Origin of the sequence: Sorangium sp. So ce385, assembly GCF_051474135.1 — a bacterium.
Classification (GTDB): domain Bacteria; phylum Myxococcota_A; class Polyangia; order Polyangiales; family Polyangiaceae; genus Sorangium; species Sorangium cellulosum_D.
This window is the reverse complement of the sequence record NZ_CP150337.1, coordinates 437,492-450,607: the sequence shown is the minus strand read 5'-3', so window position 1 is coordinate 450,607 and position 13,116 is coordinate 437,492. Positions and strand designations below refer to the sequence as shown.

Here is a 13,116-nt window from a genome sequence, read left to right as displayed (position 1 = left end):
GGTCGCAGGAGTAGAATCGAGATTGCCTGTTCGAGGCGCGCCACGAGGGGATCGCGCAACAGCGTCGTGCGAGCGACCGCCCCCGGCGCCGCTCGGCCGAACACCGTTCGCGCGGCGCCCGGCGAGCCCCGCCGCGCTCAGTACATCAGGTTGCCCTGACCGAGCACGAACGTGATGTTCTGCCCGAACTGGGCCCGCGCGGTCGTCACGCGCGCGACGGCGTTCACGATGCGGTTGCGGCGCTCGACCGCCGAGCTGGCCGCGACGCCCTGGGCGATCTCGGTGCGCGCGAGGTCGAGCTGCTGCGACGCAGCGGGATACAGCGACATCGGCGCCATCACCTCGATGGCGTCGTCGATCTCGACGCGGGCGAGCTCCAGCAGCCTCTGCTGCACGTCGGCGCGCGTGTTCGCGAAGCTGTCGACGAGCACCCGCGCGGCGTCCAGCCGTTGCTTCGCGATGTCGACGTTGAAGGCGGCGTTCAGCGCGCGCAAGAAGCGAGCGATGGCGTTCGAGTCGAGCGGCGCCAGGTTGAGCGGGGTCCCGAAGCGCTGCTCGAGCTCCTGGGCGGCAGGCGACAAGTTGAAGGGCGTCGAGGCGTAGAACGTGACGGCATCGTTGATGCCCGGATCCGCCCTGTCGTTGATCTGCAGGTTGTTGTGGAAGAAGGGCGGCGTGTCCGCGGCCTCGATCAGGGGCGGCGGGTTGAAGGTGCCGTTGCCGAACGAATTGGGGAAACCGATACCCGTGCCATCGAAATTGGGCGCTGGCAGGTCTCGCCCCCCGAAGCCGCCGTCCGCGAGGAACTCGCCCCCGAAGCTGCCCCCGTTGAGCGACGACCCCCTTCTGCTTGTCCCGGTGTCGAAGTTGCGGTTGTTGCCGGTGTCCTGGAAGTTCGCGCCAGCGTTGTGGTGGCACACATTGCAGCGGCCGCGCTCCGGGTCCATGAACGCTTGCCGGCCGTCCTCCGCCTCCACATCGAACATGCGAACGCTCGCCAGATCCAGCTCGTTCAGCCGGCCCAGGCTGAGCTGGAAGGCCAGCGTCACGTCCTCTTCTTCCGGCGTCGGCAAGCGGAAATCGACGCCCGGCTCGCGCGCGAGGCGCTTCGGGAAATGCTGGGTGACCGCGTCCTTGAGGAAGCCGCGCAGCGTGCCGTCGCTCGAGCCGTCCCCGCCCCACCCCGTCCGCTCCGCGGGCGGATTTGTGGTGCCGTCCCCCGAATCCGCCCGAATGCTGGTGCTCAGCGACAGGACGTGGTTCACCCCGCGCGACACGAACCGGTGCGTCGGATCGATGAAGCCGTCCACGTTCTCGAGGATGGCCGCGTCCTCCAGGAGGTCCGAGGTCTCGAGCTCGGCGAGCTCCGGCACCTCCCTGAAGACGAAGAGCGGGTCATCGGGGTTGGTCTGGTCCAGGGCCGTGATGAACTGCACGTCGAGCGTCGTGTTGTTGGCCACGGGGTGGCACGTACCGCAGGTGCGGCCGTTGCCCTCGAACGTCTCGTGGAAGAACACCCCCGCGCCCGCGCAGATGTCCTGCGAGACGAGCCCGGCGACCACACGCGGATCCTGCGCGCATTGATCGAGCCGATCCGCCAAGGTGAGCGATCGCGAAACTTCGTCGACGCGCTCCGGGATCTCCTCCTCGGCATCCGAGCACCCCCCGGCGAACAAGGCCGCTCCGACCCCGCACGCCCACAGCAGCCCCATCTTCGAGCTTCCCATCCAGGTATTCTCCGTTACAAGCGCAGCGCCCGACCGCCGCGAAGGGTTGCGAGCAGTCGAGCGGCGCGTTCCATCCATCCTTCAGCAGGGTCGCCGGACGGCCCGTGCCGCCCAGCGGCGCAGCCCGGGCCTCGTGCCCCACTCCCCCGCAGGAAACCGCCGGGGAGACAGCCTTCGCCGCCCAGCGCGCGACGCCGCGCCCAGGGGGCGACCAAGCATGGCTCGGAGCGACCTCAGGCGAGCGATGATGTAGCGGATTACACCCGACGTTCAATGTCCAGCGCGGTCGCGGCTTTGTTTTTAAACATTCTTTACAAAGTCGCCGCGAGCTGACACGCCCGGACCGGGCGATGTGCCGTCGTCGAGCGCCGGCGGACGGCGCGCGATGCCGAGCTCCGTGTCGCCCGGCCCGCGAATGGCCTCGCTGTTGCCGGTGGTCGGGTCAGCGCTGCCGTCTTCCACGTCCACGGACTGACCCACCTTGCAACACCCCCTACGGCTCCCCGCCCTGAAGGATCGGAGGTCGTCGAGGTCGAGGCTGTCGCCGCCCGAGCCGGGAGCGCCGGCGACCGCGGCCGCCGCCCCGACGAGCGTGAGCACGCGGGCTCCCCCGCGCTCGCGGCCACGCCGCAGGCCGGCGATCAGGTGACCACGGCGCCTCGACGACGAGCGGGCGTGGCGCCCTCATGGCGAGGGCGTGCCATCCACGGGAACGCACGCTCCCGACGCCCGCCCGGGTTGCAAGGCGGCCCACATCCCTCTAATCTTCTAGGTCCTTAGATTTGTGAGGAAATGTGCGCCAAGAGCCGGCTCCGCCTGCATTTTCCGACTTCATCTTGCTCCTCATCTCCGCCGCACCGAAGCTCGGCCTGCCGCTGGAGGCGGTCCTGCGGGGCGCGGCGCTTCCGCCGGGGGCCCTCAGCCAGCGCGGCGTGCCGATCCCCTTGAGCGCGGCGCGCTACGTCTGGTCGTCCGCCGAACGGGTGAGCGGCGACCCCTTGCTCGGGCTCCGCATCGCCGAGACGCTCGACGTCGGCACGCTCGACATCCTCGACTACCTGTCGCGGAACAGCGAAAGCTTCGGCGCGGCGCTCTCCCGCTTCATCCGCTTCGCCCCGCTGCTCGCCGACTCCGGCGAGCTGAGCTTGAGCGCGGACGGCGGCCGCGCGCGCTTCCGCCACGTCGCGCCCAACGGCCTCCCCCCCGTGTCGGAGCTCCTCGCCGGCATGACCGTGCTCCGGGCGCGCACGTTCTCCGGCGAGCACGTCCGCCCGCTGGCCGTGCGCTTCCGGCACCACCGCCGAGGCAGCGCGCGCGCCTACGAACAGATCTTCGACGCGCCGGTCGAGTTCGGCGCCCCCTGCGACGAGCTGGTCTTCCGGCGGGAGCACCTGGAGATGCCGTTCCGCTCCCCCGACCTCCGGCTGTGCGAGATCCTCGAGGAGCTCGCGGAGCTGCGGCTCCACCAGCAACGCCGGGTCGACGCGCCGCCGCCCGTCGCGCCGTCCGGCTTCATCGACGAGGTCCGCCACGCGCTCCGCGAGTGCATCGCCCAGGGCAACCCGAACATCGACCAGGTGGCCGAGCGCATGGGCGTGAGCCCGCGCACGCTCCAGCGGCAGCTGCGCGAGCAGGGCACGTCGCACCGCGCGCTCCTCGCGGAGACGCGCGCCGCGCTCGTGGATCGGTACCTGGCCATCGCTACCCCCTCGCGGCACGCGCTCGCCGCCGAGCTCGGTTACGCGAGCGCCCGCTCCGCGTCCCGCGCGCTGCGGCGCCGGTAGACCCGCCGCGGCGCCGGTAGACCCGCCGCGGGGCCGGCAAGGCCCGCCGCGGCGCCGGAAAGCCAAGGCCCACCGGCGCTGCGGCCGCGTGGTCACCCGCGACCGCCCGCGCTGGCGCCGGGGCAGGCCCGCGCCGGGGGCGCGGCGGCGATCACGGATGCCACGCCAGCTGGAGCTGCCGGCTCGACGTCGTGCTCACCTGGTAGACGACGGGGCTCGCCGCGCCCGGGAACGGCGTCGAGAGCTGCATCCCCCAGCTGTTCGCCGCGGGGCTCTGGGCCGCCCCGCCGTTGACGGACACGCTGACGCCGTTCAGCGGCAGGCCGTCCATCGCGGTCACCTGCAGCCACAGGTTCGCCGGCGTCCACCCCGTCGGGTAGTTCGCTGGGTCGATCTGGAAGCACGCCGTGCCGTTCACCGTCGCCGTGGTCGCCGGGCCCGCCTGGCCGAGGCTCTGGCAGGTCACGACCGTCGTGGGATCCTTGTAAACCCCGAACTTGTACTGGCGCGTGAACATCGGGACGGTGGAGTTGCCGGCGTGGTCCGCGAAGACCGTGATCTGGTGGCTCCCCCCCTCGGCGAACTGGCTGAACTTCGTCGAGTAGACGCCATCGTTGGCCGTGGTGTCGCCGTGCGCGGCGAGCCCGTCATCATAGAACGTGAGCGACGTGCCCGCGCCGCTCGGCGCCTCCATCTCGGCGATGACCGCGGCGCCCGTCACGGGGGCGCCCAGGTGGGTCACCGCGGCCTCGACGACCAGCGGCTGCGACCCGACGTTCAGGCCGTTCGTGGTGACCTGGAGCTGGATATCGTCGATCAGCGTCGACACGGCGGAATAGATATAGATGTCCGACGGCGTGTTGTTGACGGCGCAGACATTCCAGAAGCCCTCCTCGTACGACTGCGTGAGGTTCAGCGAAAAGCGCTTGAAGTTGTCGGCCGAGAAGAAGGTCAGGTCGGAGCTCGACGACCCGTAGCTCGCCTCGGTGATGCCGATATGGTGCTCCGGGTGCTGCGACGGCGGAATCAGGTACACGTCGGGGGCGGCGCTGCCCTGGAAGATCATCGTGAAATCCACGATCTGAGCGGCCGAGACGTACACCTCAGCGCACGACGCATCCTGCGGCGAGGTCCCCGGCGCGAGCCGGTTCAGCCCCTGATCGATCATGCCGCCCTCGCGGCAGTCGTTCGCCATGCGGTTGAACGCGCCGAGCAGCTCGAGCTGGTCGATGTCGGAGCTGACGTCGGCGCGCATGAAGAGCCCGGGCGAGGTTCCGTAGTTCGTCGCGATGTCGGCCATCAGCGGCTCGTCCGCCCCCGCCCCGAGCGCGATCGAGTGGACCTCGTCCACGCGGGTGAAGTAATCCGTGAAGAAGTCGCTCGGCGCCGGCGGCGTGTTGTGCTGCCCGTCGGACAGGAGGACGACGCACTCGCGCGGCCCCTTGGTCGGGTTCTCCGCGGTGAGCATGTCGAGCGCCTGCTCGAGGCCCGCCCCGATCGAGGTCGACCCGTCGGCGACGAGCGCGTCCACGGCCGCGTCGTAGCCGGACGCCGGGAGCGGCGTGATCGGGAAAGACTCCGAGGCCGTGTCCGAGTAGCTCGCCAGGCCGATCTGCTCGGTGAACGACTGCGAGGCGGGCACGTTGCTCGAGGCGAGCGTGTTCTTGTAGATCTTCGCCGCCTGCTGCGCGAGGGCGAGGTTGATCCCGTACATGCTGCCGGAGCGGTCGATGATGACCACGTGGTTCGTGTCGAGCGGCGTGACCTGAGCCAGCGCCGTGGACAGCCCCACCACGCTCGCGAGGACGCCAAAGGGGATGCCTGCGAAACTACGGACTACGCTTCTCATTGTCTCTATTTCCTCTTCGTTCTTGGACAGGGCTAAAAGAAAAACCGAAACTGAAGTCGAACAGGAGCCGCGTCACCGGGGGCTCACCCTGACGCTCAGGGACGGTGAGGCGCGGCGGGATGGCGGGCGTCGTCGCGCGGACGACGGCCCGCCACCCTGCCTACCTACCTGGCCGGACCGGTGACGCCGGCCCTCACGGAGTGCGGTACTTGATCACGAGCTTCGGGCGCCTGTGGGCGGTCGCGTAGTCGCTCGACGTGAACGAGACCTCCCGGTAGCTATCCGCTTCGCTCTGGAGCCGGATCATGAATCCATGGTTGTTCCCGGTCCCGGTGAGCATGTCTCTCACGAGCGCGGTCACATCGATGTTCTCGTAATCCTGGCTCGTGGACGTGCTCTGCGGCAGCAGCACCTCGTTCGCGGTCGTCGAGGCCGGCTGGTTGTTCCACGTCACGGTGTTCTCCTGCCAGGCCGCGGTGACGCGCTGGAGCAGGAAGGCGTTGGAGCCGCCGACCGTCGAGTGCCCCGGGGGCTCGGTGTTGGTGATCCCCTGGTAGTACAGGGTGGCGTCCGGGTCCGCATAGAGGCTCAGACGGGCCTGCTCGACCGTGGCCCCCGCCGGGAGCTGCGAGAAATCGAAGCGGATCAGGCTCCGGTTCCGGAACCAGGGGTGCGGAATGAAGGGGCTAGTCCAGGAGCCGGCCGTGAGGTTCACGGCGTTGCCGTAATTCGTGTTCACGTTCGAGCTGAGGCCCCTGATCATCGCGTCGACGCCTTCGCTTCCGGGCTGCAGCTCCAGCGTCTGGACCGGGTTCTCGCAGGCCCCGTTGACGGTGAACACCGCCCCCGGCACCGCCGCGCACTGCGACTGGGTCGTCGGGTCGTGGCAGGTCCCGTCGGCCTCGTGGCAGGCGCCGACAGGCTCGCTGCCGCACGCGTCGACCTCGGCGCAGCTGTAGCCGCTGACGAAGTAGCCGCCGGCGCTCGCGCAGCTCTGCCCGGAGCTGATCCCGCCCTGGCCGAGGTCGGTGCAGCCGCCCGACCGGCAGCACGCGCCCTTCGACTCCGGCTTGCAGAGCGCCGAGCAGCCGTCGCCGCTCACCGTGTTGCCGTCGTCGCACTGCTCCGCGGCCTGCTGCACGCCGTCGCCGCAGCACCGCTCGACGGTGACGCCCGCGTTCTCCACGACGGAGCACTCGGCGACCGTGTTCTCCGGCGTCTGGCACGTCCCGCTCACGCAGGTCAGCCCGGGGCCGGTGGTGCAGTCCGCGTCCGTCTGGCACGCGCAGGGGATCGTGTCCTCGTAGTGGTCGTCGAAGCAGGTCTCCACCTCGGCGAGCCACGCCTCGGACATGGCGGTCCGCTTCGCCAGGTTCTCGGGCTCGAGGCCGGCGTCCGGGTCGACGAGGACCTTGGTCAGGTCGAAGTGGGGCGTCCCCGGGTTGACCACCGCGCCGCTGAAGTCGCCGATGGCCAGCTGGAAGGACGTGGCCGTGCGCTGCGTGTCCAGGCACCCCCAGTGCTTGAGCAGGTGACGATGCGCCTCCTGGCACGGGAAGCTGAGGCTCCCGCGCGAGCCGGTCTGCGGACCGACGTACGAGCAGGTCCCGGTCACGAACGTCTGGGTGAGCGCGTCCTGGTCCTGCAGCCAGTCCGTCATCGGCTGGCCGTTGATGCAGAGGTTCTCGGCCGACGAGACCGTCTCGCCCAGGTCGAAGCCGAAGTCCACGACGTCCTCCACGCCGCCGACCACGTCATCGGTGGTGGGGGGCAGCGGGTCCGCCGCGTGCAGCGGCATCTCGTCCTTGCACCACGCGAGGAAGTCGGCCGTCGACGCGTTCACCTGGGCGTACCGCGTGACCTCGCCGGGCTGGTAGTTGGTGATGTCGCCGAGCGGCGAGGTGTCCCACTGGTAGGTGGCCTCGAGCCCGGGCTGGAACTTGTACTTCGAGACCGAGCCGATATCGAAGGTCCGGCGCCACTTCCACAGCGTGAACTTCTTCCACTTCTTGAACAGCTTCGCCTCGAGGCCCACGTGGATGCCCGCGTTGAGCGCGGCGATGAGCTCGATCTCGGTCAGGCCGTACGTCGCGATCGCGTGGGTCGGGTCATCCCCGTTCTTCATGCCCCAGATCACCTCCTCGGCATAAGGCACGTTCGGGCCCGCCTTCGGCTCGCACGTGCCGCCGGGCGTGCAGACCTCGTTCTGGCCGCAGGCCGTGCTCGCCGTCGAGGGGCTGTAGGTGCAGTGCCGGGCGCACGCCCCGTTCACGCAGGCGCGACCGGGCTGGTTCGGGCAGGTGCTCTGCGCGGTGCAGACGCAATCGACGGGCGTCCCGCCGACGGTGCACACCTTCGCCTGGACATCGCACGTCTCGCCGCTCGCGCAATCGGCGTTCGAGGTGCAGCCGCACGCCGACGGGAAGCCCGTCTGGAGCGGGTGGCACCCGGGCCCCTGCCACTCCGTGGCGTCGGCCTTGGTCTCCGACAGGCAGCTGTACGCGTCGAAGTTGCCGGGGCACTCGGCCTCGGTGACGTCGAACACGACGGCGCCGGGGATGCCCGAGTCGCAGTCGCCGCTGATCTTGCGGACCGTCGCAGGGGTCGTGTCGCTCACGTAGATGTCGCCGGTCGGGAGCACGGCCACGCCCGCGGGCAGCTCGAAGATCGCGTCGTCGGCCAGGCCGTCCGTCGCCACGGTGCCGGGAGCACCGGAGACGGTCGTCACGGCGGAGGTCTCCGGGTCGAAGCGCCGCACGCGACCGGGCTTGTTGCCGTCGACGACGAGCACGTGACCCGCGCTGTCGACGGTGAGCCCCTTCGGCGCGGTGAACCGCGCGGCCGAGCCGATGCCGTCCGCCGAGCCCGCCGAGCCGCTGGTCCCGGCAACGGTGGTGACCGCCGCCGAAGCGACGTCGAACCGCCGCAGCGTGTTGTTGATCGTGTCGCTGATGTACAGCCTGCCGCGCCCGTCGGCGACGAGGTTGGTCGGCTCCGAGAACCGGGCCGCCGAGCCGATGCCGTCGGTGCCCCCGGTCTGGCCCGACGTGCCGGCCACGGTGGTGGCCGCGCCCGACGGGAGCGGGATGCGGATCAGCGTGCGGGCGCCGCTGTCGGTGGCGTAGAGGGCGCCGTCGTGCACGGCGACGTCCCGCGGCGTCAGGAACACCGTCCGATCCGCGATCGTGGTCACCTGGTTCGTGCTCAGGTTGAGCTTGCGGACCGAGCGAGCGCCGCGATCGGCGATGTAGAGCGAGCCCGCGTCGTACGTGATCCCCGAGATCGTGTTGAACCGCGCGGCGGTCCCGACCCCGTCGACGTTGCCCGCCGCGGCCGAGCCGGCGATCGTCGTCACCTGGCCGGTCTGCAGGTTGATGCGGCGGATGGCGGTCCGATCCGCGACGAAGAGGCGGTTACCGCCGCGATCGTAGGCGAGGTCGGCGGGCTGGAGGAAGCGGGAGCCGCCGAACGTGCCGTCCGTGATCGACAGCGAGTAGGCCAGACCGTAGGGCGAAGAGACCGCGGGCAGGCAGCACACGCCGTGCTTGGCGCACGCCGAGATCTCGGGCAGCGCGGGGGCGCGCAGGCTGTTCGGGCAGGTGCCGTCGTTCGCGCACTCCTCGCACGACTTGTTCGCGCTCCACTGGGTCGTGAAGCCCTGCTGGAAGATGCTCTTGTACGTCTTCGCGTCCTTCTCCTTCAGGAAGGTCGAGAACAGCGCGTACGAGAGCTTCGACGGGCTGCACAGATCCTGCGTGATCCCCGTCCAGTCGTCGAGGCAGGCGCGGCTGCCGTTGATGAAGGTGATGCAGCAGGAGTTCTTCGTGTCGAGCGGGGAGCAGGCGAGATCCAGCGACGACTCGGGGATGTACTTGTTCGAGCAGGACGCCTCATCCTTGTAGGAAAAGACGGGCTTGCACTCGAGGTCCTCGTTCGGGTTGCTGTTCACGAGCGCCTGCTCGAGCGAGGCGTTGAGGTCGACCACGCCGCCGGAGCCCTTCGGCTTGAGATCGACCGAGAAGCCGATGCTGGCCTCCACGCCCACCTTCAGGAGCTTGCCGATGGGCACGCCGAGGAAGAGCTTCGCGCCCACCTCCGGCCTCACCGACACCTGCGTCCCGGCCTCCGCGGTCACGTCCGGCGCCTGGAAGCCATGCATGTCGCGGTTGAAGTCGAGATCGGAGATCTTGTGCGACGTGTTCTTGTTGAGCGCCTCCTGCAGGCGCTTGCGCATGAAATACGCCTCGTCGTACCACTTCACCCCTGCGCCGAGCTTGAAGTACGGGATGAGGTACGCGCCGGGGACCGGCGGGAGGGGGATCGGCGTCAGCTCCTTCTCGATCGGCTTCAGCTTCAGGTCGAGGTTGAGCGCCGCGGCGAGGAGCGCGGCCGACTTCCCCTCCCAGTCCTCGAGCGCCTCCGCGCCCTCGCGGGGCCAGGTGAGCTGGGCGGGGACGCCGTCGGTCGGCGTGTAGTTGAACGGCATGTACGTGCCGATCAGGAACTCCTGCGGGGAGACGCGGCCGTCGCCGTCGGAGTCGAGCGACGTCATCTGATCCTCGTCCGCGAGGTAGAAGACACCGAGCTTCTTCGCGGCGTCGAGGCTGACCCCGCCGCCGGCGAGGTGGCCGAGCTCCTCGATGCCGAGGGGAGCTTCACGGTTGAACCACTTGTAACCGTCAAGCTGCATGTTGAACTCCATCCCTGGCAGGATGCTCAGCGTCTCGCCGAACGCGGTCACGGCGAAGCCGCCGGTGCGCATCTGGGCGCGGCGCTCCTTGCTCAGCGTGTGCGACGTGTAGCGGCCGCCGATGCCCCACCGGTCGCTGTCCGACAGGTTGGCGTACGCGCCGTGTCCGGCCCACGGGATGCACATGTGCAGGTCGGGCCGCTGGTCCGAGTAGCTGCCGAGGTGGTACCCCTCGGTGTACTGGTCCACGTAGCACTGGATCTTCGACATCACCTCGCTGATGTTGTCGAGCTCGCCGCCGAACTGGCTCAGGAAGTTGGCGAACTGGCCGCCGCCGATCTCGTCGGCGATCTTGTCGAGCCACTTCACCGTGCTGAGCGCCCACTTGGCCTTGCCGGCCTGGGTCTGCTGGATGTCGTTGGAGAGCCACACGAGGACGCCGGTGCTGCACGGGTTCGCCGAGGGCGAGCTCGGGTCGCAGAAGTCGAGGCACTCCTCGTACGTCGTCTTGTCCTGCTGGATGACGTCCAGGCACTGGGTGGACACCTGCTGGCTGCAGACGCACGTGCCCTTGTCCGCGTCCGCGGCCGGCGCCGTCTTGAGGCCGTTGATCGCCTCGGCCGTCTTGTTGACGATCGACGCGAGGAGCTGGATCGACTGGAGGACGTGGAAGTTCGTAGTGATGTTCTGGAGATCCGCGCCCTTGGGGTTCGGGTTCTCCGGCAGCTTGCCGAGCTGGCTCGGATCGCACGCCTGCACCTGGAACGTGCCTGTGCCGGCGTCCGGGGCCTCTCCTTCGATGACGGCGTCCGGCCGGTCGGGCTGCTGGGACCACGTCGGCCAGTCGTGGATGGTCGTGTCGTTGCAGGCCACGTCGTCCGGCGCGCAGAGCGCCTGTTCCGCCTGACCGACGGGCTCGTCCAGCTCGACCGGATCGTCGGCGCCGGCCGTGCAGGCGGTCGTGAGCGCGCCCAGGCACGCGAGGAGCGGCAAGCGCCCCGCGCGCCATGGGGCCGCGCGTGATTGAGCGACCTGACGTAGCAGTATGGATCGTAGACTCGTCATGAATAAGCCCTCGACGCCCTTGTTGATGGGAGGAGACGAGGCGAATCCGCTCTCGCCCGGGCCGCTCGCGCGGCAACGGGCGCTCTCCCATTGCGACCGCTTGTGTACTCGGCTGTAAACCGAGCGCGAAGGCGACAAATCGCGCCACGCGGCGACAAATCGCGCCACGCGGCGACAAGCCGCGCCACCAGCGACAAATCGCGCCACAAGGCGACAAATCGCGCCAGGCCAGGGGCGGTCGGCACAACCTCCCACGATCTCCGCCGCTCTGAGGCTTTGGCGCATCCTCTCGACCTCTGGTCCTCCCCCGCTTCGGCGAGCAGGATCCGGGGCTCGTCATGAAGCTCACGCTGGCTCAGCTCCGGCGGATCCATCTAAGATCGGACCGAGGAGGTTCTTCATGCGCACGCATCGACCTGTCTTGCTCGCGACGCTGCTCTCGGCCGTGGCTGTCGCGATGTCCGCCGTGCCCGGATGCGGGGATGACGAGACGCGGGCGAGCAGCGGAGGGCCGGGGCCGACAGCCGGCGATTTCTTCTCGAGGTACGCGAAGGCCCTCTGCGACCGCACCTTCGCGTGCTGCGACGCGGCGACCCGGGCCGCGCATGACCTGGACGCGAGCTCTGCCGACGCGTGCGCCTCGGATCTCGAAGCGATCCTCGTTGCCGTCACCGGAGGCGAGGTGAACGGCACCTTCGTCCCGGAGAAGGCGGAGGCGTGCCTCGCCGAGGTGGACGCGGCCCCCTGTGCCGAGCTTCAGATTCTGGGCGTGCTGTTGGGGGTGAACGACGGGTTCACGCCGTCCTGCCTCGCTGCGTGGGACGGCTCCGTGCCCGAGGGCGGGACGTGCGCGACCGACTGGGATTGCGCCCGGGACCGCTGCCTGTACACCGGCGACGCGAGCGGGCAGAGGACGTCGGCGTGCAAGGCGAAGGCGGCGGCCGGAGAGCCATGCTCGTCGACGTTCGACTGCGACGAGGCGCTCCGGTGCGACCAGCCCTCGCCGCCCGACGAGGGGACGTGCGCGCCACGGCTCGCCGTGGGCGGGTCGTGCGAGGGGAGCCTCGACTGCCAGGAGGAGCTTCACTGCGAAGACGGCACGTGCCAGGCGCGGCAGCAGGCGGGCGGTCCATGCGCGTCGGACGGTGACTGCGCGGCCGGCACGGCGTGCGATGGCGCCACGTGCGCGCCGCTCGGCGCCGCCGGCGCGCCCTGCTCCGCCGATTCGGACTGCGCGTCCTTCGCGTGCGCCGATGCGACGGGCACCTGCGCCGACGTCTGCAAGGGGAGCTGAGCGCAACCACGCTCGATCTGTTCCAGCGAACCTGGGTGCTGCTCGCCGAGGACGCGCGGTGGGGCCTCGCCGCGGCGCATGCCGTCGAGCGGCTGGGCGTCGCGCTCGAATGCGTTCGGATCGGCGCGGAGGTGCGCCCGGTCGAGGAGAGAGCGCTCCGGAAGGCGTTCGGCCTCGGGGCCGGGGGCGCGTCGCTGGTGCGCCCGGACGGCCACGTGGCGTGGCGCTCGATCGACCTGCCGGCGGATCCGCGCGGCGCGCTCGCCGACGCGCTCGCGCAGGTGTCGTCCGCCGCGCGCCGGCCCGAGCGCGTCGCCCTGTAGGGCCGGCGATCCTTCATGGCCTGACCAAGAGACTCTGGAGTCATTGCTCGAGGCGAAGCAGCGGGGCCGCTAACGGCGGAGTTCTACGCGCTCGCTGCTTGGCTCGATCGCCGGTCGACGCCGCAGAAAAAAGACGCCGTCCCGCACGGTTTGCGCGAAGGACGACCGAGGGTGCCGGCATTCACCAGGGCAACCGAGCAGCGACGCAGGACAAAGCCGGACCTCGGGGGTCGAGTCCGCCTGCGGCCGTTCCTGTCGAGGCGCTCCGTGCCTCGCACGCAGGGGGAATGACTCCGTGAGACAGTGGTATCGGGCCCTGGCGAAGCTGTCCTGTGTCGCGGCAATGGTCCGTGTCTCCGCCGTCTGCGGCAGCGACGAGGGCTT

At 69.8% G+C, this 13,116-nt stretch carries 7 protein-coding genes; 3 read left to right on the top strand and 4 right to left on the bottom strand.

Annotated elements, in window-relative coordinates; translation table 11 throughout:
• Positions 1 to 137: 137 nt before the first annotated feature.
• Both WME83_RS01760 and WME83_RS01755 read right to left on the bottom strand, forming a co-directional pair.
• Complete coding sequence (locus WME83_RS01760; protein WP_437317523.1) at positions 138 to 1,727, bottom strand: hypothetical protein; 1,590 nt, start codon at positions 1,725 to 1,727, stop codon at positions 138 to 140.
• Positions 1,728 to 2,027: 300 nt separating this feature from the next.
• A complete protein-coding gene (locus tag WME83_RS01755) occupies positions 2,028 to 2,195 on the bottom strand; it encodes a hypothetical protein (protein ID WP_437317522.1) in 168 nt (55 codons plus the stop codon).
• Positions 2,196 to 2,563: 368 nt separating this feature from the next.
• Between WME83_RS01755 and WME83_RS01750 the strand changes: the two genes are divergently transcribed.
• Entirely contained in the window at positions 2,564 to 3,511 is a 948-nt protein-coding gene (locus WME83_RS01750) for an AraC family transcriptional regulator ligand-binding domain-containing protein (RefSeq protein ID WP_437317521.1), read from the top strand.
• Positions 3,512 to 3,662: 151 nt separating this feature from the next.
• Here the strand turns inward: WME83_RS01750 and WME83_RS01745 are convergent, their stop codons facing one another.
• Complete coding sequence (locus tag WME83_RS01745) at positions 3,663 to 5,360, bottom strand: VWA domain-containing protein (protein ID WP_437317520.1); 1,698 nt, start codon at positions 5,358 to 5,360, stop codon at positions 3,663 to 3,665.
• A 193-nt stretch (positions 5,361 to 5,553) separates the two neighbouring features.
• Entirely contained in the window at positions 5,554 to 11,043 is a 5,490-nt protein-coding gene (locus tag WME83_RS01740; protein WP_437317519.1) for a DNRLRE domain-containing protein, read from the bottom strand.
• Between the two features lie 472 nt (positions 11,044 to 11,515).
• Here WME83_RS01740 and WME83_RS01735 point away from each other — a divergent pair, with 472 nt between their 5' ends.
• Both WME83_RS01735 and WME83_RS01730 read left to right on the top strand, forming a co-directional pair.
• Positions 11,516 to 12,409 (top strand): hypothetical protein, encoded by an 894-nt coding sequence (locus tag WME83_RS01735; protein WP_437317518.1) that lies wholly within the window; start codon positions 11,516 to 11,518, stop codon positions 12,407 to 12,409.
• 35 nt (positions 12,410 to 12,444) lie between these two features.
• A complete protein-coding gene (locus tag WME83_RS01730; protein WP_437317517.1) occupies positions 12,445 to 12,732 on the top strand; it encodes a hypothetical protein in 288 nt (95 codons plus the stop codon).
• Positions 12,733 to 13,116 lie beyond the last annotated feature (384 nt).